This is a genomic window from Parabacteroides chongii, assembly GCF_029581355.1.
Taxonomy (GTDB): Bacteria; Bacteroidota; Bacteroidia; order Bacteroidales; family Tannerellaceae; genus Parabacteroides; species Parabacteroides chongii.
Window position 1 is genome coordinate 5,322,983 of sequence record NZ_CP120849.1, and the last position, 25,553, is coordinate 5,348,535.

Genomic DNA, 25,553 nt, shown 5'->3' on the forward strand with positions numbered 1-25,553 from the left:
AATAAAGAATATAGCCAAATGGAAACTACCCAGGAAATCCTCAATAAATTACGCGACTATAAAGCCGCTTTTGCTGAGAAATACGGGATTGAACGTCTCGGCTTGTTCGGTAGTTGTGCCCGTGGAGAGCAGGATGACCGCAGTGATATTGATGTGGTTATAAAAATGCAGAAGCCCAGTTATTTCACACATTTCTATATCCGGGAAGACCTGGAGAATTTATTCAGAAACAAAGTCGATGTTATAACTTTACATGAAAACCAAACCGCCGCTTTTCGCCAAAATGTAGAACGAGATATAATCTATATCTGATATCTATTTAGTAATCCCTTACACCCTTTTTCCTGTCAACTTTCCACTATTTTATCACTTTCTACTGAAAAAATGCTTGCATTTGAAAAATAATGTGTAATATTGCCCCTGCAATAAGATATGAAAACTAGAAAAAGAAAAGAATGATTGCAGGTATAGCATATTATACATGGGCATTGATGACCCCTTGGGGGGTTAGAATTTACAAATAAACAAGCGCAGCGGCCACGTCCTGCATTGTTGCAATCATTTGTATTGCATCCTTTATGCCGGTTCCATCCGGTTCTTATTATCAATTAATTTAGTTACAAATAAATTGTCAATTGTCAACCGTCAATTGTCAACTAAAATAATACATACCGATGAAAGTATTGAAATTCGGCGGAACGTCCGTAGGTTCCGTGAATAGTATTCTGAGTGTAAAGAAGATAGTAGAGGCTATTGAAGAGCCTGTAATCGTTGTCGTTTCTGCTTTGGGCGGCATTACCGACAAACTGCTGGCTACATCTGCCATGGCAGCCAAAGGGGATGTTGGATACGAGAGAGAATTCTCCGAAATCATAACACGTCACCTGGACGTGATCCAGGGAGTTATTCCGGACAAGATGAAACGCATCGAGGTACAGAAGAAAGTGATGAGCCTGCTGGACGAACTGGGAAATATCTTCAAAGGTGTGTACCTGATCAATGATCTGTCGGTCAAGACATCCGATACGATCGTCAGCTATGGGGAACGCATCTCTTCTTTGATCGTATCCAATGTGATCGAAGATGCCAAATTGTTCGATTCACGGAAGTTCATTAAAACAGTCAAACAGTTCAACAAGCATACTGTAGATTTTGAGAAAACCAACCAATTGATCAAAGAGACATTCAATCCGCTGCCGAAAGTTTCGCTCGTACCCGGATTTATCTCTTCGAGCACGGAAAACGGAGAAGTAACAAATCTGGGACGCGGAGGTTCTGACTATACCGCTTCTATTTTGGCTACCGCCCTCGATGCTTCCGTTTTGGAAATCTGGACGGATGTGGACGGCTTTATGACAGCCGACCCGCGTGTGATCAGTTCGGCATACGTTATCGACCGGCTGACATTTACCGAAGCCATGGAGTTGTGTAACTTCGGTGCCAAAGTGATCTATCCGCCGACGATCTATCCAGTTTATCATAAAAATATACCTATCCGCATCCTGAATACATTTAATCCGGAAGCACCGGGTACTTATATTTCCAAGGAGAAAGTAAAGGAAGAAGGAAAAGCCATTATCAAAGGTATTTCTTCTATCAATGATACCTGTCTGATTACCGTACAAGGTTTGGGTATGGTCGGTGTGATCGGTGTCAACTACCGTATCTTTAAAACACTGGCTAAAAACGGTATCAGTGTATTTATGGTATCACAGGCTAGTTCTGAGAACAATACGACTTTCGCTGTCCGTAATGCGGATGCAGACCTGGCAGTAGAGGTTCTGAATGAGGAGTTTGCCCTCGAACGTGCCCAGGGAGATATGAATGATACGGTTGCCGAGAAAGACCTGGCAACAGTCGCTATCGTCGGAGAAAACATGAAACGTACACCTGGTATCGCCGGCAGACTGTTCGGTACACTGGGTAGTGCAGGTATCAGCGTAATCGCTTGTGCGCAGGGAGCTTCCGAAACAAATATATCTTTCGTTATCAAGCTCAAATATCTGCGTAAGGCGTTAAACTCTATCCACGACTCCTTTTTTCTGTCACAGTATAAGGTTTTGAACCTGTTTATTGCAGGAGTAGGAACAGTCGGTGGCAATCTGCTGGAACAGATACGTATCCAGCAACCTAAGCTAATGGAGCAAAACGGTCTAAAGCTGAATGTCGTAGGTATCGCCAACAGTAAACGGGCCCTTTTCCTGCGCGAAGGTCTGAATCTGGAAAACTGTATCGAAGAACTGAAAAAGAACGGCGAAGAAAGTTCACCCGAACATCTGAGAGACGAGATCGTAAAGATGAATATCTTTAACTCCGTATTCGTGGATTGTACGGCAACTCCGGCTGTATCCGACTTATATGAAACTTTGCTATATAATAACGTTTCAGTAGTCGCAGCCAATAAGATCGCAGCTTCTTCTTCTTATAGCAATTATATCAAACTAAAAGAAACAGCCCGTCATCGCGGTATCAAGTTCTTGTTTGAAACAAATGTGGGAGCCGGACTTCCTATCATTAACACGATGAACGACCTGAGAAACAGCGGTGACCATATCCTGAAGCTGGAAGCCGTGCTTTCGGGTACATTAAATTATATATTCAATACACTCAGTGCGGATATACCTTTCAGTAAAGCGATCCAGATGGCAAAAGAAGAAGGTTATTCGGAGCCGGATCCTCGCATCGACCTGAGTGGCAAGGATGTATTACGTAAATTGGTTATCCTGGCTCGTGAAGCCGGTTATAAAGTAGAACAGGAAGATGTAAAACGAAACCTGTTCGTTCCGGATAAATATTTTGCAGGTTCGCTTGACGATTTCTGGTGTAATGTAAAGGAACTGGATGCCGGATTTGAAAGTAAACGTCAGCAACTGGAAGCCGAAGGGAAACGTTTCCGTTTCGTTGCAAAGATGGAAAAAGGAGCCTGCGAAATCGGTTTGCAGGAAGTGAACAGCCACCATCCGTTCTATGAACTGGAAGGCAGCAACAACATTATTATGATCTCTACCGAAAGATACCACGAGTATCCTATGATAATAAAAGGCTATGGAGCCGGAGCCGATGTGACGGCGGCAGGCGTTTTCGCCGATATCATATCAATTGCTAACATACGTTAGCAATTGAAGTTGACAGTTGACAAGTAACAGTTGACAGATAAAAATTCTAATTGTTACTTGTTGATTGTTTATATTAATGCAAAAATAATCAATAACAGTATTAACTATGGAAAAAAGTATTACGAGAGAAAAAGCTTACAAATTCGCCATACGTATTGTTAAGCTTTATAAAGTGTTGTGTGGACGGAAAGAGTTTGTTTTATCAAAACAGCTTTTACGTAGTGGTACATCTATTGGAGCTTTATTGAAGGAAAGTGAACATGCTCAGTCACGTGCCGATTTCATTAATAAAGTAAATATAGCTTTAAAAGAAGCCAATGAAAGCGAATACTGGATCATGCTTCTTAAAGATACTCAATATCTTACTTATTCAGAATATACTTCAATCATCAATGATTGCAGAGAATTAATAAGATTAACAATCAGTATTGTAAAAACAAGTAAACTAAATAGTTGACTTAGACAGTTCCCCAAACTATCAACTGTCACTTGTCAACTGTCAACTGATAAAGATGAAAAGTATTATTATTTTAGGAGACGGAATGGCAGATGAGCCAATCGAGGCATTAGGAGGCAAAACCCCTATGCAATATGCAGACACTCCCTATATGGACAAACTGGCTGCCCTGGGAGTAACCGGACAAATGAAAACCGTCGCCGACGGCTTCCACCCGGGAAGTGAAGTTGCCAATATGGCCGTACTCGGATACGACCTGCCTAAAGTATATGAAGGACGCGGCGTACTGGAAGCAGCAAGCATCGGCGTTACCTTACAACCGGGTGAGATGGCTATGCGTTGTAACCTTATTTGTGTTGAAGGAGAGATCCTGAAGAATCATTCCGCCGGACATATCTCTACAGAAGAAGCCGACGAACTAATCCAATGCCTCAACGAAAAGCAGGGTTCCAATAGAGTTAAGTTCTATACTGGCGTTTCATACCGTCACCTGCTGGTCATCAAGAATGGTGACAAACGGTTGGATTGTACACCTCCTCACGATGTTCCCCTCCATCCTTTCCGTCCACTAATGATCCAGCCGGAAGTACCGGAAGCAAAAGAGACAGCCGACCTGTTGAATGACCTGATTCTGAAATCGCAGGAGATACTGAAAGATCATCCGGTCAACCTGAAGCGTATAGCGGCAGGAAAAGATCCGGCAAACAGCATCTGGCCCTGGTCTCCCGGTTACCGCCCTGCCATGCAGACCATGCAGGAAATGTACGGATTCGGAAAAGGCTCCGTAATTTCGGCAGTGGACTTAATACGAGGTATCGGAGTTTATGCAGGTCTGGAAGTTATCACCGTAGAAGGTGCAACCGGTCTGTACGACACCAACTATGAAGGGAAAGCATATGCTGCCCTCGAAGCATTAAAAACAAATGATTTCGTTTATCTCCACGTGGAAGCGAGCGACGAAGCAGGCCACGAAGGAGATGTCGAACTGAAAATAAAAACAATCGAATATCTGGATAAACGGGCGATCCGCATCATCTACGAAGAACTACAGAAGTGGGATGAACCGGTAGCTATCGCCATACTCCCCGATCACCCGACTCCTTGTTCGATCCGTACCCATACCAATACTCCTGTCCCTTTCCTGATCTATAAACCCGGACAGGAACCGGATACTGTCACTCGTTTCGATGAGTTCAGCGTTCTGAACGGAAAATATGGCGTACTTGAAAAAGATGAATTTATAAGAGAATTATTATGAAATATTACAGCACAAACAAACAAGCTCCCCTGGCTACTCTCGAAGAAGCCGTTGTAAAAGGTCTCGCAGGAGACAAAGGGTTATATATGCCCGAGCGTATTGTCCGTCTGGATGAAGCGACAATCGACAATATGAAGAATCAGTCTTTTCACGAAATAGCCTGTACGGTAGCACAAGCTTTCTTCGGAGAAGATATCGAAACAGAAACATTGAACGAGATCGTAAAAGACACACTGGCATTCGACACACCGGTGGTAAACGTCTGTGAAAATATTTATAGCCTTGAACTGTTCCATGGTCCGACACTGGCATTCAAAGATGTCGGCGGTCGTTTCATGGCACGTCTGCTGGGATATTTCATTAAGAAAGAGGGACTGAAGCAGGTCAATGTGTTGGTTGCCACTTCGGGAGATACCGGCAGTGCTGTAGCCAACGGATTCCTGGGCGTACCGGGTATCCATGTGTATGTGCTCTATCCGAAAGGAAAAGTAAGCCCGATCCAGGAATGCCAGTTCACAACTCTCGGACAGAACATTACAGCACTGGAAATAGACGGTACTTTCGACGATTGCCAGGCATTGGTAAAATCAGCTTTTATGGATGATGAACTGAACCGCCACATGAAGCTGACCTCTGCCAATTCGATCAATGTGGCCCGCTTCCTTCCGCAATCATTTTACTATTTTAATGCGTATGCACAATTAGATAAAATAGGCAAAGCGGATAATCTGGTGATTTCCGTTCCCAGCGGAAACTTCGGGAATATCACTGCAGGTCTTTTTGCCAATTGGATGGGATTGCCGGTAAAGCGCTTTATCGCAGCTAATAACCGCAACGACGTATTCCTCGAATACCTGAAAACCGGCGTTTACACTCCGCGTCCTTCTGTTGCAACCATAGCCAATGCTATGGATGTCGGCGATCCGAGTAATTTTGCCCGTATCATGGATCTATTCGATATCTATGGCGATAAACATCATGAAATATGCCAGCGTATCAGCGGATACCGTTTCACAGACGAAGAGATCGAACATACTATCCGGTATGTATATAAAAACGATGGATATCTGCTCGACCCTCACGGAGCCTGTGGTTTCCAGGCTTTGATACAATATGCACTCGACACAGACGAGACCGGTCTTTTCCTGGAGACAGCTCATCCGGTGAAATTCAAAGGAACGGTTGACCGTATTCTCGGTGCAGATATAGAGATCCCGAAAAAGTTGCAAGCCTTCATGCAGGGAACGAAGCAAAGCATCGAGCTAAGCAGTGATTTTGAGACATTTAAGTCTTATCTATTGGCCCAATAAAAGCATGTAAAAAAAGACCGGTCTTTTGAAATCAAAAGTCCCTTATTTTGATTTCAAAAGTCAGGACTTAACATTTCAAAAGACCTATCTTTTTTTCTACATTTACCGGATGCCTACATTACATGCTCCAAATACGCTTTTAATACCAAAGCATGATTATGGTCCGGACTCTTCGCTGCATAAAGTAATGTCACTACCGGATACTTCTTTATCTCTTCAACAAACTTTTTTACCGCATCCGAACCACTCAGTTCTTTCTTATATAATGCGGCAAACTCTTCCCATCTTTCATCGGGTGACTGATGAAACCATCCGCGTAGTTCAGGAGAAGGTGTTATGTCTTTTTCCCACACATCGTAATGAACAGCTTCTTTTTTCATGCCTCTCGGCCATAAACGATCGACAAAGATTCTATAGCCGTCCGTACTTTCCGGATCTTCATATATCCGTTTTAATCTTATTTGCGTCATACTCATTTATTCATTACATCTTCTATAATAAACAATGTTTATCGACGTATTGTTAGCATAAATTACATTCCATATTTTCTGCATTTTTTCTAAACTTTACTGCGGTTCATGGTGTTTATTAAATGCAAAACATAAAACTAAAGCATTATGAGTACAACAGTAAAATCGGAACAAAAAGAAAAAGCAGCCCATACTTCAAATAAAGAGCTCGCAGCATTTATCGGAGAACTTTTCTCATTTAACAGCAGTCTCAAACTTTTCCATTGGAGCGTAACCGGAACAGGTAGTTATGCTAAACACATGGCATTGGATGAAGCGGTTGCTTCAGTACTCGATGTGATCGACCGAATTACAGAAACAACATACGCAATGGTAGGTGATCTGCAAATTACAATACCCGAAACAAAAACTCCGAAGGACATTGTGAAACATGCATCAGACTTCTACAACTACGTAGAAAAACACAGAGACTTATTCCCTGAAGCTTTCTCACAGTCTATCATCGACGACTATCAGGAAGCAATCCAACAGTTACTTTACAGATTGGTTAGATTGCAGTAAACTGAATTTGATCCTCTACAGTTATATTAAAGTTTATATAGAAAAAGGCCGTCTTCTTTAAAGGAGACAGCCTTTTCATATTTTATAGAATAACATTTACGCAATTAATCTAACGCCCACTGTTTCATCTCGTACATATCCAGATATTCCTCCCACTCCGGATCGACTTCCGTATAAATAGATATCGGAAGCAGTTCGAATGATGCCAGTGCTTCGTTCAACCGTTCACCGAAAACACGAACCGTACGGGTATAATAAACCCACACCCTCTCTCCTCCTCCGGTATAGACGCCTGTCTGAATGGCTAATTTATCCTTTTCCATCGCTTTCTGCAATGTTTCCTGAACAGTTTCCATTTTCTCTGCCAGCTCTTCAGCCGGCATACCTTTATCATCCCCTTCATACTTCCAGGTAATCTCGACACGTTCTTTGAATTTACCCGACTGAATAAACTCCGTCAACTCATCACGCCCGCTAACTGTAACCAAATGACCGGCCTCGTCTTCCGAAAGCGCAGTAAACCATTCATTGCTTAATCGCATATATGTTCTTTTTATTGTTTACTAATCAAAAAAATCTAAAGCAGAACTTCACATACAAAGATAATAAAAGACTATCAACCACAAAAGAAAGTTTAAAGGCTCTTTCCTTATAGTTTTATAGCATTTCTTCTTTCTTCCGCTTCTTCCACAACTGCCAGCTATTAAAAATATTCTGCCACAGAACATAGGAGCCCGGACCCACCGAGGAAACAGGATCCAGATAAGTATAAGCCATCCAAATAGCCAACACTGTATTCTTTTGTCCCAAAGCCTGACCGGCACTGATACGGTCTTTATAAATCGTTCCGATTCGTTTGCCCAGGTAGAACTGAAGGGCACAAGTAATAAAACCGGCTAAAGCAATCAGTATTTGTACACTTCCCGAAACGTCACTGGTCATTAAGGACTTCACCGTCTGTCCGGTAACAATAGCCAACGCCATACCCCACAAATAAAAAGCCAGATCATGAAAGCCTAACAGGAAATGATGGACTTTCGGAAGAACATACCGGAAAAACAAGGCCAGGAAAAATGGAAACAGCAGTAAAGGGAATACTTTACCCAATATTTTCAGGAAAGCAGTAAAGAAAGTGATGTCCGCATGCGGTTCCACCAACGGAAATATTAAGGGGACGGCTATTGCCGCCAATATATTAGATAATAATGTATAGGTAGTCAGACTGGAAGCACTTCCGCCCAGTTTACCCGTAATGACAGCGGCAGCCGTTGCCGTCGGACAAATAAGACATACCATAGCCGCTTCAAACACCTCCCGATAAGAACCATCCATAGGAATAAAGATCAGTAAAGCTGCTAAAGCCGATGCCGATACGACCTGAAAAAGCAATAGCCATCCATGCCAGGGGGAAGGCATCAACTCGCGCCAGTCCACTTTACAGAAAGTAAGCAGCAGTTGTGCAAAGATCAGAAAAGGGGTAATATATGCAATGAACGTATTTACAAACGGTTTTGTCGGCTCCAGAAATGTGAAGTTGGCAAATACAAAATAACCTAACGCACCGGCAAGCATTGCAATAGGCAATGTCCAGTTTTTCAGAAAATTCAGCATGAGAACTATTCTATTTTATTCCGCTGCAAACTTACAAAACATCTGTTACTTTCAGACTATAATGTCGTCGAAATCCAACAAATGCATTCCGGAATAAACTAAAAACACATAACGATCCCTTTTAAATCCCTCGCAAACTGTTTATATTCATCCGGCGTTATTCCTCCCCCTGTTGTCAGGACAACCAGATCATGCCCGTGGAATCCTTTACGATACGGTGGATGGATATGAGGATATGGATTTGCAGAAAAGCCGTTCAATTTATAAAAATGAAGTCGTTTAGCCGAAACATCATCCGTGACTGGGTCTATTTCCAACAAAAGCCTTTTAGCACAACTATCCCGCAAAGTTTTCAGGACAACACTGCCATATCCTTTTCCTCTCAGATCCGGATGGATAGCAAAATGTTCGATATATAAATAATGGGTAAATACCCAATAGGCTATGAAACCGACAAACGTTCCATCCTCTACATAAATAGCTAAATGATAAGAAGACGAAGAGAAAGCCTGCATCTGCTGTTCCTCCGTCCGTTGTTCGAAGATTGGAAAACTAATCCGATATAACTGTTCAAAATCTGTATATAAGGGAGATTGCTTATTTGTTACTCTAATCTGTTTCATCAGTCCGGCTCATTTCTTTGATAAAAAATTAGCCGAATAATTCTATCCGGCTAACTTCTATGATTTATGATAGTCTTTTTATTTGCGGAACGGAGCTTTTACCACCTGCGCTTTCAGATTACGATTACGAACCTTTACAAAAAATTCAGAACCGACCTTCGCGTATTCAGGTTTCACATATCCCATACCGACACCTTTCTTCAAGACAGGAGACATGGTTCCGGATGTTACCACACCGATCACATTATCTTCTGCATCAACGATTTCATAGCCGTGACGAGGAATGCCTTTGTCTACCAATTCAAATGCACACAGTTTACGTGTCACACCCTCTTTCTTCTGACGTTCCAGTTCTGCACGGTTGGTAAAGTCCTTACCGTCTACAAATTTAGTGATCCAACCCAAACCGGCTTCGATCGGAGATGTCGTATCATCCAGGTCGTTACCATACAGGCAGAATCCCATTTCTAGACGAAGCGTATCGCGTGCACCCAAACCGATCGGTTTGATACCTTCCGGCTTACCGGCTTCAAAGATAGCATTCCAGATAGTCATCGCATCATCCAGGTAGAAATACAATTCGAAACCACCCGCACCGGTATAACCCGTATTGGAAATAATCACATTCTTACAACCGGCAAACTCACCTGTTACAAAAGAATAATAAGGGATGGAAGAAAGATCGACCGGAGTCAGACGCTGAAGTACTTCAACAGCTTTCGGTCCCTGTATAGCGAGCTGGGCAGTACGGTCGGAAGAGTTTTCCAGTTCTGCTCCTACTGTGTTATGGCTAACGCACCAATCCCAGTCTTTTGCGATATTACCGGCATTTACTACCAGTAAATACTTTTCCGGTTCGAAGTGGTAAACCAACAGGTCATCCACAATACCTCCTTTATCGTTCGGGAAGCAGGTATACTGTGCTTTGCCTAAAGGTAAAACAGATGCGTCGTTGGAAGTAATACTCTGGATAAAAGCCAAAGCGTTCGGACCTTTCACCCAAAATTCGCCCATGTGAGATACGTCGAATACACCTACGCCATTCACAACGGTCATGTGTTCATCAATGATGCCGGTATACTCGATTGGCATGTTATAGCCGGCAAATTCGTGCATTTTTGCTCCCAATGCGATATGCACATCGGTAAACGGAGTCGTCTTCATGTTATTAATTTCGTTTAAGATTTTTGAGCTGACAGCTCGGTTATTTTTATGATTGTTTGCATACTTTTTTCCAGCGAGTTGACCGGAAGGAACTCATAACGTCCGTGGAAATTCAGACCGCCCGCAAATATATTCGGACAAGGCAATCCCATAAACGACAGACGTGCTCCGTCCGTACCGCCACGAATCGGTTTAACCAACGGTTTGACACCGACTGCTTCCATCGCTTCGAATGCCAGGTCCACGATATGCTTCTTCGGTTCAACCACTTCACGCATATTATAATACTGGTCACGCAGTTCCAGACTCGTACTGCCCGGATGAATTTCGTTCATACGTTTCACCCACATTTCCAGCTGTTTTTTCTTCTCTTCGAACAAGGTACGTACGTGATCACGGATAATATAAGATAAAGAAGCCTCTTCTACCGTGCCCGACATATTGGTCAGATGATAGAAACCTTCATATCCTTGTGTATGTTCTGGACGTTGTGAAGCAGGCAACCAGGAAGCGAACTCAATAGCCAGCAGTGAAGCATTCAGCATCTTGTTCTTTGCATAACCCGGATGGACATTCAGCCCTTTGAAAGTGATTTTGGCAACAGCAGCATTGAAGTTTTCATATTCCAGTTCACCGATCTGTCCGCCGTCAATCGTATAGGCCCATTCGCAACCGAACTTCTCTACATCAAAATGATTGGCACCCTCTCCTATCTCTTCATCGGGAGTAAAGCCGATGCGAATCTTTCCGTGCTCAATCTCCGGATGTTCTTTCAGATACTGGATTGCTCCGATAATGGCTGCTACTCCTGCTTTATCGTCTGCTCCCAACAGGGTTTTACCGTTGGTTACAATAATATCCTGGTCCTTATAATCATTCAGTTCAGGGAACATAAGCGGAGAAAGAACGACATTTTCTTCGGCACACAATACAATATCGCCGCCTTTATAATTAACGATACGCGGAGTCACATCCTTTCCCGACATATCCGGACTGGTATCCAAATGGGCTATAAAACCGATGGTCGGTATTTTTTTATCCGTATTGGCAGGAAGGGTGGCCATCAGATAACTATTGTCATCCAAAGAAATATCTTCCAGACCTAACTCTTCCAGTTCTTTTACTAATGCTTCTGCAAATACTCGCTGTCCCGGAGTACTCGGTGTTGTACGTGTCTCTTCGTCCGATTGGGTTTCGAACGTGACATACTTCAGAAATCTATCTAATACTGTCATAAGTTATACTTTTATATTTAAAGCATAAAAGTAGATAAAGAGCAACGAATAACAAAATAAATTGAATGTTACTTTTGGCTTGATCCAAAAGTAACCAAAAGATCAAGGCTACACCCGCGGAGGAAAAAGACGAAGCGGTTAAAAAAATCCGTTGTCTGAGCGCAGCGAGTTTCGGATTTTTCAGCATAGTCTTTCACCGTAACAGCGAAGTCGGTGCAGCCTTGATCTTTTGCCTACTTTTCCATCAAGGGAAAAGTAGTTAAAAACAACCATTACCATTATAGCAATGTGTACAAACACATTCCTTCGGCAAGCCGATCGAGGCGATCAAGTCTTCAACCGTATTGAATTTCAATGTTGTAATATTCAGCTTTTCACGGATACGTTCTACCAGCTGGTTATACTGTTCGGTTCCGGTTGTTGCATATTTATCCAAATCCTTTGCATCATCCCCTTCCAGTTCTTTGACAATCCGGCGGGCAATCAGTTCGAGATGTGACTTGGAAGCAGAGAAACCGACAAACGGACAAGCATGCAGGATTGGAGGACATCCGATTCTCATATGTACCTCTTTCGCACCATATCCATACAATATATTCACATTATCGCGAAGCTGCGTCCCACGAACAATCGAGTCATCACAGAAAATAACACGCTTGCCATTCAAAAGATGACGATTCGGGATCAACTTCATCTTAGCTACCAGATCACGGACAGCCTGGTTGGCCGGAGTAAAACTACGTGGCCAGGTCGGTGTATATTTAACGATAGCACGACGGTAAGGAATGCCTTTTCCTTCAGCATATCCCAAAGCCATACCGATACCGGAATCAGGAATACCGGAAACAAAATCAGCATCCACTTCATCCTTTTTTGCCATCGCCAAACCGCTTGCATAACGGGAAGCATCTACATTTACTCCCTCATACTCAGACACCGGATAACCGTAATAAACCCACAGGAACGAACAAACCTGCATCTTATCGTTCGGTTTACGCAACTGTGTCATCTTATCGGCAGTAAGCATTACGATCTCACCCGGTCCTACATTATATTCTATCTCGTAACCCAGGTTCGGGAAACTACAAGGTTCGCTAGATGCGGCATATGCCCCTTCCTTCTTTCCGATCAGCACCGGAGTACGTCCCCATTTATCACGTGCTGCAATAATACCTTCCTCTGTCAGGATAAGCATCGAACAGGAGCCTTTTATTTTTTCGAATACAATTTCTATACCTTCAACAAATGTCTTTCCCTGGGAAACAAGTAAGGATATCAACTCTGTCTGATTGATCTGTCCGGAACTCATTTCAGAGAAGTGACAACCTTTATCCAACAGTTCATTCTGCAGTTCTTCGAGGTTATTCACCTTAGCGACCGTTACAACTGCATATTTACCTAAATGAGAATTAATGAAGATAGGTTGAGGATCAGTATCACTAATGATACCTATACCGGAATTTCCCAAAAATTTTTCCAGTTCACTTTCAAAACGAGTACGGAAATAAGAATTTTCGAGGTTATGGATCGAACGTTTGAATACGCCTTCGTGAAGAGTTGCCATACCGCCTCGGCGGGTTCCCAAATGGGAATTATAGTCTGTGCCGTAAAATAAATCGGTGGCACAGGCTGAGTTAGAAATAGTTCCGAAAAAACCACCCATTGTCCTTAGTGTTTTTGATTTTTGAATTTGGGCACAAAGTTACAAGAATATTTATACATATACCAGAGTAGATCATAATCTATCAAAAAATATGACTGACCCACGCTTTTTCGCAAGCCGACAACCTTATCCTTTGCTCTCACTTGAACAGTCTAAACAGTACAACCTAAATACAGTTTCACAAATTACGAAACTTTAATTCCATATATTATGAAACTTTTATTCCATATATTGTGAAACATTAGTTCCATATATTATGAAACTCTATCTAATTGTAGTTTAACGATTTTAGTTGACTACTTCCAGTCTAATATATAAAAGAGGTTGACTTAGGTTCATGCTCAGTAATAAAAAGGGTTGTCCCTCCTGTTGTGCTTTGATAAACCAGGTTTACTATTAAATTTATTTGTCGACAAAAAACAGCGAGGAACTACCTAAACATTTTTTAACTACACAGAAAACAAAAGGATTACAGTCACTTAGAAACAAATATCACTTACCAGAGAGGAAAACGCTTGTTTTGTAAAAAATAATATCTACTTTTGCACCCGGGTAAGTCCTACACGGCATGCTCCCTCGGAATCCCCCAGGGCTTGACCGCAGCAAGGGTACTTGGTTGTAGCGGCGCGATGTAGTAAGCTTACCCACTTGCCTCTTTAGCTCAGTTGGCCAGAGCACGTGATTTGTAATCTCGGGGTCGTTGGTTCGAATCCGACAAGAGGCTCAGAAATGAGGAAGTTTATTCAAATAAGCTTCCTCTTTTTTATTGTTATACATTGTATATTATAACAAAAGGATTAATTTTGCTGATAGAAACTTTAAAACAGCAATATAATGGAAGAAAATAAAGGTCTACTATTAAAAAGCGCGATGACTTATGGATTAGCCATGGGAATTTTCTGGGTGATAAAATACTTGTTCTTTATTTTCAGTAACACGGTTCCTGCGCTAAACATTATATATATAGTGCTTACTCTGACAGTACCATTCATCGCTTACTATCTGACAAAACGATATAAACAGGATATCGGCGGAAAGATCAGTTTCTTTCATGCCTGGCGTTTCGGAACAATGCTGTATTTTTTCGCAGCCCTGATCGTAGCTTTGGAACATTTCGTATTTTTCCAGTTCATCGCACCTGCTGATTTTCTGGCAAACTCCGTGAGTCAGATGATGGATATCCTGAAAGATTCGCAGGTCAGTACCGAAGTAATGGAAACGATCGGAAAAACCAACTTCACTCCTATCCACATGGCTATTCAAGGTATTTTCAATAATATATTCTATGGAATCATACTATCGATACCGGTAGCAGCCATTTTGTGCAGGAACAATGAAACCGGTGCAATCAGACAAGAACAATAAGGAGAAACAATACAATAATGGATATATCAGTAGTTATTCCGTTGTACAACGAAGCCGAGTCTCTACCAGAATTGGAAGCATGGATAGAGCGGGTAATGAAAGAACATAACTTTACTTACGAAATTATATTTGTAAACGACGGCAGCACAGACAATTCATGGGAAGTGATCCAGGAGTTACAACAAAAGAACTCTTGTATCAGAGCGATCAAATTCCGCCGGAATTACGGCAAATCTCCCGGATTGCATTGCGGTTTCCAACGTGCAAAAGGAGATGTCGTCATCACCATGGATGCCGATCTGCAGGACAGTCCGGACGAGATACCCGAACTATACCGCATGATCAAGGAAGATGGATACGATCTTGTTTCCGGATGGAAGAAGAAACGCTACGACCCGCTATCCAAGACAATCCCGACCAAACTGTTCAATGCGACTGCGCGCAAATTCTCTGGCATAAACAACCTGCACGATTTCAACTGCGGACTGAAAGCCTACAAGAGTGTCGTAATAAAAAATATCGAGGTGTATAATGATATGCACCGGTATATTCCCTATCTGGCGAAGATTGCCGGATTCCATAAGATAGGCGAAAAAGTAGTACAGCACCAGGCACGCAAATACGGAACAACCAAATTCGGGCTGAACCGTTTTGTGAATGGTTATCTCGACCTGATCACCTTATGGTTCACTTCCAAATTCGGAAAGAAACCGATGCATTTCTTCGGACTATGGGGGAGCGTGATGTTCTTTATCGGTTTCATCGCGCTGGTTTTCGTATTGACCATGAAACTTATATCCATGTTCTCCGGTGATCTGCGCCCATTGGTAACTAATTCCCCGTATTTCTATATTTCGCTTACTGCAATGATTCTGGGAACCCAAATGTTCCTGGCAGGATTCATCGGTGAACTGATTTCCCGAAATTCGTCAAACAGAAACAATTATAAGATAGAATCAGAAATATGAACACACTACTCTTTTAATTTATGTCAATTATAGAAATAGTGTTACTAGCCATCGGACTGTCGATGGATAGTTTAGCCGTGTCTGTAACCGGAGGTGCCGTTATCCGAAACTGCACTGTTTGCAATATGGTGAAGATCGGTTCTTTTATGGGTATCACACAGGCCACAATGACGGTTTTAGGGTATCTAGCGGGTGTCGGATTCCAGAAATACATCACAGCCTTCGACCACTGGATCGCATTTATCCTGTTACTTTATCTGGGCGGTAAAATGATTTACGACAGCACGCAGGAAGAAGATGAAGATTGCAAAACGAATCCGCTTTGTAACAAGACACTGTTCGGACTATCCATAGCCACCAGCATCGATGCGTTGGCTATCGGTATCTCGCTGGCAATTCTGAAATCAGATATCATCATCCAGGCTTCACTGATCGGGATCGTCACATTCCTGATGTCGGTTTCCGGCGTTTATTTCGGGAGTCGCTTCGGGCGCAAAGTGGATTTAAAACTCGACCTGATCGGCGGATTGATCCTGATCGGTATCGGAGCAAAAATACTAATAGAACATCTGTTCTTCGGTTAATAAAGAAATATATGAAAAGTCAGGAATTACGTAAGCTGGCACCGGAGCTCGATTCACTTCGTCTCGGTAGCGGCTGGAGCATCGAAGAGCTCAGCAAACCACAGGTCATCGTTGAAAGCAGTTATGGACAGAGCCATCCAGGAAGTGCCCATCTGAACAAGCTGGTAGACGAAGTCGGTAAAGGCATCAACGATGCCGGCGGACGGCCTGCCAATTATTACGTTACTGACATTTGTGACGGTGAAGCGCAAGGGCATGACGGCATGAATTATTCACTGGTATCGCGTGACCTGATGGCAGCCATGATGGAGATACACGTCAAAGCAACCCCTTTCGATGCAGGAGTATTCATTACTAGTTGCGACAAATCGGTTCCTGCTCATCTGATGGCTATCGCACGTTTGAATATGCCGGCACTTCTCCTGCCCGGAGGTATAATGAAAGCCGGCCCCAACCTGCTGACATTGGAACAAATCGGAACATACAGTGCCCGGTATGAGCGAAAAGAAATTAGCGAAGAGCAATTCTTCGCCTACAAAAAAGACGCTTGCCCGACTTGCGGAGCCTGCTCGTTTATGGGAACCGCCTCTACCATGCAGGTCATGGCGGAAGCATTAGGTATCGCATTGCCGGGCTCTGCTTTGATCCCCACGCATATACATTATTTAAAAGAGATATCCCGAAATGCCGGTCAACGTTCCGTCGAACTGGCAAAAGAGGAATTAATGCCATCCGACATTCTGACAATCGACGCTTTCAGAAATGCGATTATGGTACATGCCGCCATTGCCGGTTCCAGTAACAGCCTGTTGCATTTACCGGCTGTTGCACATGAATTAGGCATCGAACTTCCTGCCGAACTATTCGACGAGATCCACAGAGAGATTCCATTTTTATTAAATATTCGCCCCAGCGGTTTCTGGCCCGGCGAATATTTTTGGTATGCCGGAGGTGTTCCAGCTATTATGGAGAAACTGAAAGGTGTACTAAACCTGGATGTCCGGACGGTAACCGGCAAATGCCTGGGAGAGAATCTGGAAACATTACAAAGAAATGGCTTTTACGAAGGATGTCACAAATACCTGTCCCCGTTGGGCGTAAAAGTCGGAGATATCATCAAGCCCTTTGATAAACCGATCCGGAAACAGGGAGCGATCGCCATATTAAAAGGGAATCTCGCACCGGAAGGGGCCGTAGTAAAACATGCAGCCATCTCTCCCAACCTGATGCAGGCAACTCTGACAGCTCGCGTATTCAACAGCGAAGAAGAGGCCTTACAAGCCGTATTACAAAAAAACATCCATCCGGGAGATGCCGTATTTATTCGTTATGAGGGTCCGAAAGGCAGTGGCATGCCCGAAATGTTCTATACGACGGAAGCCATCGCCTCCGATCCCGAACTGGCGGAAAGCATCGCCCTTATTACCGACGGACGTTTTTCCGGAGCTACACGCGGCCCTGCCATCGGACATGTCTCGCCGGAAGCCTATGAAGGCGGACCTATTGCACTGGTTGAAGACAACGACCTGATCCGTATCGATATACCCGCCCGCAAGCTTGAAATTATAGGAATAAACGGACAGCCATTGCTTCCGGAAGAAATCGACCGTGTTCTGTCTGAACGCCGCAAACGGTGGAAACAACCGGCATCCCGTCATATTCGCGGCATTTTGGATATTTTCACTCATAACTGCGCATCTCCCATGAAAGGCGCTTATATGGAAAACAAAAAAGGCTTAACCATTGACTTTAGTTGAATTACAATAAAATTTCGTATCTTTGCAGCGCTAAAAATTAAAGAGATGTGCAAGAAGATAAGTTTAGTGGCTTGCTTATGGATACTCATTTTCACAGCCTGTACAAAACAGAAACAATATTTTGAAGAAAGTGGTTCCGTTTTCCATACAATCTATCATATCAAATATGAAGGTTCTGAATTATTAACAGAGAAGATCGATGCTGAATTTCAAAAATTCAATCTTTCGTTGAATCCGTTCAACCCGAACTCTATCATTTCGAAAGTAAACCAAAATGAGCCTGTCGAGGTTGACGACTGGTTCATGGAGGTATTCAACAAAGCGAAAGACGTATCCGACCATTCGGAAGGAGTCTTCGATATCACCTGTGCCCCGCTCGTTAATCTCTGGGGATTCGGTTTCAGCAAAATGGACAGCGTAACACCTCAGATGATCGACAGCATCAAACAATTTGTCGGCTACCAGAAGGTCAGACTGGACGGACGCAAGATCGTAAAAGATGATCCCCGTATCCTGTTGAACTGTTCAGCCATCGCCAAAGGCTACGCCAGCGATGTGATAGCACGTTTGCTTGAACGCGAAGGCATCGAAAACTATATGGTCGAAATTGGCGGCGAAGTCACAATGAAAGGCGTTAATCAAAATGGGAAATGTTGGCGTATAGGCATTAACAAACCGGAAGACGATTCAACCGGCATAAAGAATGATGTAGGAGAAGTGGTCGAATTATGTAAAAAAGGAGGTGTAGCGACTTCCGGTAATTATCGTAATTTTTATATCAAAGACGGTAAGAAGTATGCACACACCATTGATCCGCGAACCGGATATCCATCCGAACAAAGCATATTAAGCGCAACGATCGTAGCGGAAGACTGTATTACTGCAGATGCCTATGCTACAGCTTTTATGGCCATGGGACTTGAAAAGGCCCGCGAAACCGCTAAAAACATTCCCGGAATCGAATACTATGTTATCTACACCGATGAAAACGGTAAACATCAGATAGAATACTCTGACGGCATGCTCCAATACCTTCCCAACAGGAAGATTGAGGCGATGCTCAATGAGTAGCAATTTTTTATGAAGAATTTTATTAATCAATTTGAGTGTAAAGAAGTAAAAGCCGGCGAAGTTGTATATGACACAGAACAAATGGGAAACATATTACTTTTTGTTACAGCCGGTAAACTTCTTATCTGTTCGATAGCAACAACTCCGGTAGTAGAAGTAAATGAAGGTTATTTCGTCTTGTTGCCGGCTGAAAAACGTCATATAATAACCGCTATCACAGATGCGCAAACGGTACTTATGCATGCAGGAACTTTATCTACGATGATTACAGAAGATCCGGAATGGAATCCGGAAAACCCGGTAGTCCTTCCTACCTTTCCATCATTGGCAAAAACACTTTTCCTGCTTGAATCCTATCAGAAAGAAAGAAGGTCTAATTTAAATTAGACCTTTATTTACTTTCCATATTATTTATCAGAAACTTTTTATCAGGAATGACGGATTGATTCGGAAATAAATTCCTGCAGAGAAACTGGTCGCGCTACCGGATTTGCTCACCTCTCCTATGCCCGGTCCGAACTTATCCACAGATAAATGATGATACACATCCACATCTACCCCCATAGAAAATCCTTTCCCGAAGCTTTTTGAATATTCCAGCCCCAGATAAACCATATTTTGCCCGTCGAAAGTGACCCCGTCGTTGGACGTAGACACTGCTCCGTAAAACGGACTTCCAAACATAGAGATGAATTTATCACTATTCCAGTAAGATGTTTTCACCCTAAAGTCATAAATATCGGCAGAAGCCCGAACATAGAAACCGGAACCGCTGTCATAAGGCCACAACTTGCCAGCCTGCTGATAATACCCTGTCACGTCAAACTCCAGATTCACATTCCGAAAGATCGGATTACCTGTATTCCAGACTGTACCAACACCCACAGAACCATTCATCAACGTTTGTACCGAATTAGTATATATCGTATCAATTTCTCCGCCCCGATGTTGAGCCAGGCCTTGTACCGGCGCATAGAAATGGAAACGGGCTTCCGGATCATTCAATTTATAACGTCCCGACAGACCAACAGTAAAAGCTTCCTGATGCGTATCTTCATGAAAAATAAAACTTTCCCAGTTCACCCATACATCCAGATCAAACCGGCGGGAATCATATAATAGCTGAAGTCCGGCTTCCGGATCGGCAGTCAGGTTCAGTTCCGGATTATACAACGGCTCGATCAAATTATGATTTGCTCCGCCGTAAATGTCCCCCAGCACAATATTCACATGATCGGACAAGGCTATCTGTGCACGAAAAAAAGGAAGCACATGAAAGCCATGCTGAAACTGGTCACCTTTCCATTTGGCAATATCCTGATAGGCAAAAGCCGGATATTTTTTAGCTCCCCAATAACGCAACATATGCGCTCCCAGTTCAAGCTTGATATTACTTAAAGGATAAAAAACAGCTTTGGGCTGTATCCAAAAACCCGGTAATGAATATCCTTTCATGATAGAACCCGAATACTCATTATCTTTAAAAAAACTTATATTGTCCAGTTCGACAAACAACTGTCCTTTCTTTTCCGGATCGATATGATGATCCGACTTAAAAACCTGATCGGATATCTGGGCCCGTACCGGAGATAGAACAAACAAATTGACAAACAGAAAGCAGATGCCTGACAGAAGGAGGCGTGCAGGTTTCACAAGAAAAGTTTTCATTTATTTCAAAATTTGCAGCAAACGTAAGAAATTATCAGTAATAAAAAAAGGGACACAGATGTTTAATTCCTGTATCCCTTTCTTATGCTATTCGTTAAAACTATCTCAACGTCTCGGAGTAGCTTCTTTAACAACCATCTGACGACCTTCGTATTCAGCACCGTTCAGTTCGTTGATAGCATTTCTTCCTTCACTTTCGTTAGTAAATTCAGCAAATGCAAATCCTTTAGATCTGTTTGTGTCGCGATCAATGATCAACTTAACTGATTCTACAACGCCATACTCTTCCAAAACCTGCTGTAAGTCAGATTCTCTAACCCGATAGTTCAGGTTACCAATGTAAATATTCATACAAAAAATGATATAAAATAATTAATAAAAAAAACTGTAACAAATAATCTTGGAAAGGTCGATTACTACAAAATAAATTCATTGTTGAATATTACATCGGAGATAAAAGAACTATTTCTGAAAACTATGTTGTTCACATGGCACAAAGGAAACTCTTTTTATTCGATAATCAACTATATTCATCCAAATTATTTGTCAATCGAATCTATTTTTATATTTTTGTAACAAATAACCGAAGCAAGAAATATTTTTTCATCCCTCAGAAGGCTCAAAAAACAAGCCTTTAGGACTAAATACGGAGGCTATTTACTTTAAAAATTGGCGAGTTATTGAAAATTATAGTATTTTTGACCAATTATATCGCATATTTCTCCTTTTTAATCTAATTAAGAAGGGCTAAATTTGCACAATTATTTTTTGAACTTAAATTGACATGGAAAAAATCGAAGTAAAAGAAGCTAAAGGTAAACTTGGCATTCTCGTTGTGGGTGTAGGTGGTGCAGTATCAACCACCATGATTACAGGTACTCTGGCAGCTCGTAAAGGGGTAGCGAAACCAATCGGCTCGATCGCACAGATGGCGACAATGCGTTTGGAGAACGGGGAAGAGAAAGCAATCAAAGACATTGTGCCTTTGGCTGATCTGAACGATATTGTATTCGGCGGCTGGGATATATTCCCCGATAATGCATACGAGGCTGCCATGTATGCTGAAGTACTGAAAGAAAAAGATTTGAACAACGTGAAAGAGGAATTGCAGGCTATCAAACCGATGCCGGCCGCATTCGATCACAATTGGGCAAAACGCTTAAACGGAACGCACGTCAAACAAGCTGCCACCCGTTGGGAAATGGTAGAACAACTGCGTCAGGACATCCGCGACTTTAAAGCCGCAAACAACTGCGAACGTATGGCAGTTCTGTGGGCTGCAAGCACGGAAATTTATATTCCGCTGTCAGAAGAACACATGTCGCTTGCAGCATTGGAAAAAGCAATGAAGGAAAACAACACCGAAGCTGTTTCTCCAAGTATGTGTTATGCTTACGCTGCTATCGCAGAAGGTGCTCCGTTCATCATGGGTGCTCCTAACCTGTGCGTAGATACGCCTGCTATGTGGGAATTCTCCAAACAGATGAACGTTCCTATCTCCGGTAAGGACTTCAAGAGCGGACAGACATTGATGAAGACCGTACTGGCTCCGATGTTCAAAACACGTATGCTGGGTGTAAGCGGTTGGTTCTCTACCAACATCTTAGGTAACCGCGACGGTGAAGTATTGGATGATCCTGCAAACTTCAAGACAAAAGAAGTTAGTAAACTGTCAGTGATCGACAACATCTTCGAACCTGAAAAATACCCGGATCTGTATGGTGACGTATATCATAAGGTACGTATCAACTACTATCCGCCCCGTAAAGACAATAAAGAAGCATGGGATAACATCGATATCTTCGGATGGATGGGTTATCCGATGGAAATCAAGGTAAACTTCCTTTGCCGCGACTCTATCCTTGCTGCTCCTATCGCTCTTGACCTGGTATTGTTCAGTGATCTTGCTATGCGTGCCGGTATGTCCGGTATCCAAACCTGGTTGTCATTCTTCTGCAAGAGCCCGATGCATGACTTCGAACACCAGCCTGTTCACGACCTGTTCCAGCAGTGGAGAATGGTTAAACAGACACTGCGTGATATGATCGGAGAAAAAGCACCTAGCTATCTGGATTGATACACACATATAAAAGAAAGATTTCTTCTATCCGTTCAAATACAATTTCCACGGATAGAAGAAATTCTTGTTCATATATCAATCTTCTTTATTCAAATAGTTTCTGATAAAATATGGATTATGCAATCATTGCAGCAGGCGAAGGTTCCCGATTGGTGCAAGAAGGAGTAAAATGCCCCAAACCGCTGGTGCAATTAAACGGTATGACGCTAATAGACCGGTTGATCAATGTTTTTCTGAAAAACAATGCCACATCTATCAGCATTATCGTCAATGAAGAAATGACGGAAGTGCAGGAACACCTGCGAAAAATGGAACTACCGGTTCCTTTCTATCTGCTGGTTAAATCCACTCCCAGTTCGATGCATAGTTTTTACGAGCTAAGTCACCATCTGGATAGCGACAATATCTGCCTTACCACCGTCGACACCATCTTCAGGGAAGAAGAATTCGGCGGATACATCCAGGAGTTCCTGAAAGACAGCCGGCTGGACGGCTTGATGGCTGTAACAGATTTCATCGATGATGAAAAGCCGTTATATGTAGATACAGACAAAGATTTAATGATCCGCGGCTTTCTGGACAAACAGGGAGAACCGGCATGCACCTACATCTCCGGCGGAATATATTGCTTACAACGCTCCGGATTGAAAGTGCTGAACAATGCCATCGAACAAGGAATGTCGCGCATGCGTAATTACCAACGTCAGCTTATAGTCGAAGGATTAACGTTAAGGGCTTATCCGTTCAGTAAGATCGTAGACGTAGATCATGCAGAAGATATCAAAAAAGCCGAAGAGTTTTTAAAACAATAAGTAATGAGCAAACTAACTATAGCAGGTATTCGTCGGGAAAATCAGTTTTCCCCTAATCATATCGGAAACGATGCCGCCATCTTTTCCCTCACAGTTCAGCATTTGCGCAATTTGGGATGCGAAGTAAACGAATACATAGAATCAGACCTGATAGTCCGTGATTTTACCGAACCGGCTATTTTTAACATGGTAAGAAACTGGACTTCCATTCATAAGCTACAACAAATGGAAGACCAGGGTTATACGGTTATCAACTCCGGCTATGGAATTGAAAATTGTACACGCGAGAAAATGACTCGCCTGTTAATGTCAAACAATATCTCACATCCGGCCAGCCTGATCCTTCCGACCGATGAAGACCCGACCGAAGCGCTTGAAAAGGCCGGATTTTTTAATAGCTGGATCAAACGGGGTGACTTTCACGCTATCCACAGGGAAGACGTCACCTACGTCAGAAATCCGGAAGAAGCCAAAACGATACTGAAAGAATATGCTATCCGTGGCATCAAAACAGCCGTGATTAATGAACACCTCGTTGGTGACCTGGTTAAGTTTTACGGTGTGACCGGTACCGATTTCTTTTATTGGTTCTACCCGTCAAACCAACATCACAGTAAGTTCGGTTTAGAGCAAATAAACGGAACGGCCAAAGGCATTCCGTTTGACAGTCCAAAGCTGCAACAGCTTTGCAGCCAGGCCGCGGAAGTACTGAATATACATATTTACGGAGGCGACTGTATTATCTCCGACGACGGTTCGATCCGTCTGATAGACTTTAATGACTGGCCAAGCTTTGCTCCCTGTCGGGACGATGCTGCTCCCCACATTGCCCGCCGTATATATAATTTAATCAGCAAATAATGGAAGAAACAACAAAGAGACCCAATATAGAATCTACTCTCAAATCTTTGGACACCGAAGAGTTCATCGATATTCATTTCTATCGCCCGATCGGTTACCGTTGGGCATTATTCTTTAATAAACTGGGAGTATCACCCAATGCGATCACAGTCGCCAGCATCTTTATCGGTATTGCAGCCGGTATCTGTTTTTATTATCAGAGCCTGACTATTAATATCATAGGAATGCTGCTGCTTATTTGGGCAAACTCATACGACAGTGCTGACGGACAGCTGGCACGCATGACCGGCAAAAAGACTCCCCTGGGACGTATCCTGGATGGGACAGCCGGTGACTGTTGGTTTATCGCCATCTACGCAGCCATCTGTCTTCGACTGACACCGGAATGGGGTATCTGGATCTGGATACTGGCAGCCACCACGGGTTTTTTCCATAGCAAACAAGCAGCGATGGCGGATTATTACCGGAACATCCATCTGCTCTTTCTGAAAGGAAAGGCTGGCAGCGAACTCTCCCACTCCCCTGTCCTGAAAGAGAAATACAAAACAATGAGCTGGAAAAAGGATTTCATCTACAAGCTTTTTGAAACATTTTATATCAACTATACAGTCGGACAGGAATCGCTGTCACCGAAGTTTCAGAAGATGATGCATGTGATCCGGACCAAATATCACGACGAAGCACCGGAATGGTTCCGGAAAGCTTTCCGTGAAAAGAGCCTCCCGTTGATGAAGTATACCAATATGCTGTCATTCAATACACGTGTCATTGCTTTATTTGTCAGTCTTTTTATCGACATGCCGTGGTTATATTTCGTATTCGAAATGACGGTACTGAATATCATGCTGGCATATATGATCGTTACACACGAGCGCATCTGCACAGTATTCACCCAAGAGCTTGAATCAAAATAATAAAT

The 25,553-nt window shown here is 42.8% G+C and carries 25 protein-coding genes and 1 tRNA gene; 17 read left to right on the top strand and 9 right to left on the bottom strand.

The annotated features are described in order from the left end of the window. Positions 1-18 precede the first annotated feature (18 nt). The 5 genes from P3L47_RS20455 (at position 19) to thrC (ending at position 6,141) form a co-directional block, all read left to right on the top strand. Positions 19-312 (top strand): nucleotidyltransferase family protein, encoded by a 294-nt coding sequence (locus P3L47_RS20455; RefSeq protein WP_277781960.1) that lies wholly within the window; start codon positions 19-21, stop codon positions 310-312. A gap of 362 nt (positions 313-674) precedes the next feature. Then, a complete protein-coding gene (gene thrA / locus P3L47_RS20460) occupies positions 675-3,116 on the top strand; it encodes a bifunctional aspartate kinase/homoserine dehydrogenase I (RefSeq protein WP_122361606.1) in 2,442 nt (813 codons plus the stop codon). Positions 3,117-3,222: 106 nt separating this feature from the next. Continuing rightward, positions 3,223-3,573 carry a four helix bundle protein gene (locus P3L47_RS20465; protein WP_277781961.1) on the top strand — a complete coding sequence of 117 codons (351 nt, stop codon included), beginning with the start codon at positions 3,223-3,225 and terminating at the stop codon, positions 3,571-3,573. Between the two features lie 55 nt (positions 3,574-3,628). Then, a complete protein-coding gene (locus P3L47_RS20470; RefSeq protein WP_277781962.1) occupies positions 3,629-4,831 on the top strand; it encodes a cofactor-independent phosphoglycerate mutase in 1,203 nt (400 codons plus the stop codon). Then, positions 4,828-6,141, top strand: coding sequence for a threonine synthase (gene thrC, locus P3L47_RS20475; RefSeq protein WP_277781963.1), 1,314 nt, complete (start codon positions 4,828-4,830; stop codon positions 6,139-6,141). The genes P3L47_RS20470 and thrC overlap by 4 nt, the downstream gene beginning before the upstream one ends. Positions 6,142-6,254: 113 nt before the next feature. Here thrC and P3L47_RS20480 read toward each other — a convergent pair whose 3' ends face one another. Then, on the bottom strand, positions 6,255-6,611 hold the full coding sequence (locus tag P3L47_RS20480) for a DUF488 domain-containing protein (protein WP_122361603.1): 357 nt from the start codon (positions 6,609-6,611) through the stop codon (positions 6,255-6,257). Positions 6,612-6,758: 147 nt separating this feature from the next. Here P3L47_RS20480 and P3L47_RS20485 point away from each other — a divergent pair, with 147 nt between their 5' ends. Continuing rightward, positions 6,759-7,172, top strand: coding sequence for a DUF5856 family protein (locus tag P3L47_RS20485; protein ID WP_277781964.1), 414 nt, complete (start codon positions 6,759-6,761; stop codon positions 7,170-7,172). 104 nt (positions 7,173-7,276) lie between these two features. On the opposite strand, the gene P3L47_RS20490 is transcribed toward P3L47_RS20485, so the two are convergent. The 6 genes from P3L47_RS20490 to P3L47_RS20515 all read right to left on the bottom strand — a co-directional run bounded on the left by P3L47_RS20490 (position 7,277) and on the right by P3L47_RS20515 (position 13,468). After that, on the bottom strand, positions 7,277-7,714 hold the full coding sequence (locus P3L47_RS20490) for a DUF695 domain-containing protein (RefSeq protein ID WP_122361601.1): 438 nt from the start codon (positions 7,712-7,714) through the stop codon (positions 7,277-7,279). Between the two features lie 115 nt (positions 7,715-7,829). After that, complete coding sequence (locus P3L47_RS20495) at positions 7,830-8,783, bottom strand: transporter (protein ID WP_122361600.1); 954 nt, start codon at positions 8,781-8,783, stop codon at positions 7,830-7,832. 98 nt (positions 8,784-8,881) lie between these two features. Beyond that, positions 8,882-9,406, bottom strand: a complete 525-nt coding sequence (locus P3L47_RS20500; RefSeq protein WP_277781965.1) for a GNAT family N-acetyltransferase — start codon at positions 9,404-9,406, stop codon at positions 8,882-8,884. Between the two features lie 78 nt (positions 9,407-9,484). Further along, positions 9,485-10,570, bottom strand: coding sequence for a glycine cleavage system aminomethyltransferase GcvT (gene gcvT / locus P3L47_RS20505; RefSeq protein ID WP_122361598.1), 1,086 nt, complete (start codon positions 10,568-10,570; stop codon positions 9,485-9,487). Positions 10,571-10,584: 14 nt separating this feature from the next. Next, on the bottom strand, positions 10,585-11,805 hold the full coding sequence (gene pepT, locus P3L47_RS20510; protein WP_122361597.1) for a peptidase T: 1,221 nt from the start codon (positions 11,803-11,805) through the stop codon (positions 10,585-10,587). A 259-nt stretch (positions 11,806-12,064) separates the two neighbouring features. Next, complete coding sequence (locus tag P3L47_RS20515) at positions 12,065-13,468, bottom strand: amidophosphoribosyltransferase (RefSeq protein ID WP_122361595.1); 1,404 nt, start codon at positions 13,466-13,468, stop codon at positions 12,065-12,067. A gap of 650 nt (positions 13,469-14,118) precedes the next feature. On the opposite strand from P3L47_RS20515, the gene P3L47_RS20520 reads away from it, so the two are divergent. From P3L47_RS20520 to P3L47_RS20550, 7 genes are all read left to right on the top strand, one after another. Continuing rightward, positions 14,119-14,192, top strand: a tRNA-Thr gene (locus P3L47_RS20520). Positions 14,193-14,302: 110 nt separating this feature from the next. Next, the gene (locus P3L47_RS20525; RefSeq protein WP_122361593.1) at positions 14,303-14,833 is read left to right on the top strand and encodes a DUF4199 domain-containing protein; all 531 of its coding nucleotides are present in this window, start codon (positions 14,303-14,305) and stop codon (positions 14,831-14,833) included. A 17-nt stretch (positions 14,834-14,850) separates the two neighbouring features. Then, positions 14,851-15,801, top strand: a complete 951-nt coding sequence (locus tag P3L47_RS20530; protein WP_122361592.1) for a glycosyltransferase family 2 protein — start codon at positions 14,851-14,853, stop codon at positions 15,799-15,801. A gap of 20 nt (positions 15,802-15,821) precedes the next feature. Beyond that, positions 15,822-16,385, top strand: coding sequence for a manganese efflux pump MntP (locus tag P3L47_RS20535; RefSeq protein WP_122361591.1), 564 nt, complete (start codon positions 15,822-15,824; stop codon positions 16,383-16,385). Positions 16,386-16,396: 11 nt separating this feature from the next. Next, a complete protein-coding gene (gene ilvD / locus P3L47_RS20540) occupies positions 16,397-18,142 on the top strand; it encodes a dihydroxy-acid dehydratase (protein WP_277781966.1) in 1,746 nt (581 codons plus the stop codon). A gap of 45 nt (positions 18,143-18,187) precedes the next feature. Beyond that, positions 18,188-19,213, top strand: a complete 1,026-nt coding sequence (locus P3L47_RS20545) for an FAD:protein FMN transferase (RefSeq protein WP_277781967.1) — start codon at positions 18,188-18,190, stop codon at positions 19,211-19,213. Between the two features lie 9 nt (positions 19,214-19,222). Continuing rightward, positions 19,223-19,600, top strand: coding sequence for a cyclic nucleotide-binding domain-containing protein (locus P3L47_RS20550; protein ID WP_122361588.1), 378 nt, complete (start codon positions 19,223-19,225; stop codon positions 19,598-19,600). Between the two features lie 27 nt (positions 19,601-19,627). On the opposite strand, the gene lpxZ is transcribed toward P3L47_RS20550, so the two are convergent. Both lpxZ and P3L47_RS20560 read right to left on the bottom strand, forming a co-directional pair. Then, entirely contained in the window at positions 19,628-20,881 is a 1,254-nt protein-coding gene (gene lpxZ, locus P3L47_RS20555) for an LpxZ family protein (RefSeq protein ID WP_277781968.1), read from the bottom strand. Between the two features lie 105 nt (positions 20,882-20,986). Then, complete coding sequence (locus P3L47_RS20560) at positions 20,987-21,232, bottom strand: RNA-binding regulator (RefSeq protein WP_122361586.1); 246 nt, start codon at positions 21,230-21,232, stop codon at positions 20,987-20,989. 433 nt (positions 21,233-21,665) lie between these two features. Between P3L47_RS20560 and P3L47_RS20565 the strand changes: the two genes are divergently transcribed. The 4 genes from P3L47_RS20565 (at position 21,666) to P3L47_RS20580 (ending at position 25,548) form a co-directional block, all read left to right on the top strand. Further along, on the top strand, positions 21,666-22,958 hold the full coding sequence (locus P3L47_RS20565; RefSeq protein WP_122361585.1) for an inositol-3-phosphate synthase: 1,293 nt from the start codon (positions 21,666-21,668) through the stop codon (positions 22,956-22,958). A 113-nt stretch (positions 22,959-23,071) separates the two neighbouring features. Next, positions 23,072-23,773 carry a sugar phosphate nucleotidyltransferase gene (locus tag P3L47_RS20570; protein WP_277781969.1) on the top strand — a complete coding sequence of 234 codons (702 nt, stop codon included), beginning with the start codon at positions 23,072-23,074 and terminating at the stop codon, positions 23,771-23,773. 3 nt (positions 23,774-23,776) lie between these two features. Beyond that, positions 23,777-24,634 (top strand): ATP-grasp domain-containing protein, encoded by an 858-nt coding sequence (locus P3L47_RS20575; protein ID WP_122361583.1) that lies wholly within the window; start codon positions 23,777-23,779, stop codon positions 24,632-24,634. Further along, positions 24,634-25,548, top strand: a complete 915-nt coding sequence (locus P3L47_RS20580; RefSeq protein ID WP_122361582.1) for a CDP-alcohol phosphatidyltransferase family protein — start codon at positions 24,634-24,636, stop codon at positions 25,546-25,548. The genes P3L47_RS20575 and P3L47_RS20580 overlap by 1 nt, the downstream gene beginning before the upstream one ends. Positions 25,549-25,553: the final 5 nt, after the last annotated feature.

Excerpts from the sequence above, each read along its gene's own strand:
- P3L47_RS20455 (WP_277781960.1), top strand. The coding sequence starts at position 19 with ATGGAAACTACCCAGGAAATCCTCAATAAATTACGCGACTATAAAGCC.
- thrC (WP_277781963.1), top strand. The coding sequence starts at position 4,828 with ATGAAATATTACAGCACAAACAAACAAGCTCCCCTGGCTACTCTCGAA.
- P3L47_RS20515 (WP_122361595.1), bottom strand. The coding sequence starts at position 13,468 with ATGGGTGGTTTTTTCGGAACTATTTCTAACTCAGCCTGTGCCACCGAT.
- P3L47_RS20565 (WP_122361585.1), top strand. The coding sequence starts at position 21,666 with ATGGAAAAAATCGAAGTAAAAGAAGCTAAAGGTAAACTTGGCATTCTC.
- P3L47_RS20480 (WP_122361603.1), bottom strand. The coding sequence starts at position 6,611 with ATGACGCAAATAAGATTAAAACGGATATATGAAGATCCGGAAAGTACG.
- P3L47_RS20500 (WP_277781965.1), bottom strand. The coding sequence starts at position 9,406 with ATGAAACAGATTAGAGTAACAAATAAGCAATCTCCCTTATATACAGAT.
- pepT (WP_122361597.1), bottom strand. The coding sequence starts at position 11,805 with ATGACAGTATTAGATAGATTTCTGAAGTATGTCACGTTCGAAACCCAA.
- ilvD (WP_277781966.1), top strand. The coding sequence starts at position 16,397 with ATGAAAAGTCAGGAATTACGTAAGCTGGCACCGGAGCTCGATTCACTT.
- P3L47_RS20575 (WP_122361583.1), top strand. The coding sequence starts at position 23,777 with ATGAGCAAACTAACTATAGCAGGTATTCGTCGGGAAAATCAGTTTTCC.
- P3L47_RS20580 (WP_122361582.1), top strand. The coding sequence starts at position 24,634 with ATGGAAGAAACAACAAAGAGACCCAATATAGAATCTACTCTCAAATCT.
- P3L47_RS20495 (WP_122361600.1), bottom strand. The coding sequence starts at position 8,783 with ATGCTGAATTTTCTGAAAAACTGGACATTGCCTATTGCAATGCTTGCC.
- gcvT (WP_122361598.1), bottom strand. The coding sequence starts at position 10,570 with ATGAAGACGACTCCGTTTACCGATGTGCATATCGCATTGGGAGCAAAA.
- P3L47_RS20560 (WP_122361586.1), bottom strand. The coding sequence starts at position 21,232 with ATGAATATTTACATTGGTAACCTGAACTATCGGGTTAGAGAATCTGAC.
- P3L47_RS20530 (WP_122361592.1), top strand. The coding sequence starts at position 14,851 with ATGGATATATCAGTAGTTATTCCGTTGTACAACGAAGCCGAGTCTCTA.
- P3L47_RS20545 (WP_277781967.1), top strand. The coding sequence starts at position 18,188 with ATGTGCAAGAAGATAAGTTTAGTGGCTTGCTTATGGATACTCATTTTC.
- thrA (WP_122361606.1), top strand. The coding sequence starts at position 675 with ATGAAAGTATTGAAATTCGGCGGAACGTCCGTAGGTTCCGTGAATAGT.
- P3L47_RS20525 (WP_122361593.1), top strand. The coding sequence starts at position 14,303 with ATGGAAGAAAATAAAGGTCTACTATTAAAAAGCGCGATGACTTATGGA.
- P3L47_RS20490 (WP_122361601.1), bottom strand. The coding sequence starts at position 7,714 with ATGCGATTAAGCAATGAATGGTTTACTGCGCTTTCGGAAGACGAGGCC.
- P3L47_RS20465 (WP_277781961.1), top strand. The coding sequence starts at position 3,223 with ATGGAAAAAAGTATTACGAGAGAAAAAGCTTACAAATTCGCCATACGT.
- P3L47_RS20570 (WP_277781969.1), top strand. The coding sequence starts at position 23,072 with ATGGATTATGCAATCATTGCAGCAGGCGAAGGTTCCCGATTGGTGCAA.
- lpxZ (WP_277781968.1), bottom strand. The coding sequence starts at position 20,881 with ATGAAAACTTTTCTTGTGAAACCTGCACGCCTCCTTCTGTCAGGCATC.
- P3L47_RS20550 (WP_122361588.1), top strand. The coding sequence starts at position 19,223 with ATGAAGAATTTTATTAATCAATTTGAGTGTAAAGAAGTAAAAGCCGGC.
- P3L47_RS20485 (WP_277781964.1), top strand. The coding sequence starts at position 6,759 with ATGAGTACAACAGTAAAATCGGAACAAAAAGAAAAAGCAGCCCATACT.
- P3L47_RS20470 (WP_277781962.1), top strand. The coding sequence starts at position 3,629 with ATGAAAAGTATTATTATTTTAGGAGACGGAATGGCAGATGAGCCAATC.
- P3L47_RS20535 (WP_122361591.1), top strand. The coding sequence starts at position 15,822 with ATGTCAATTATAGAAATAGTGTTACTAGCCATCGGACTGTCGATGGAT.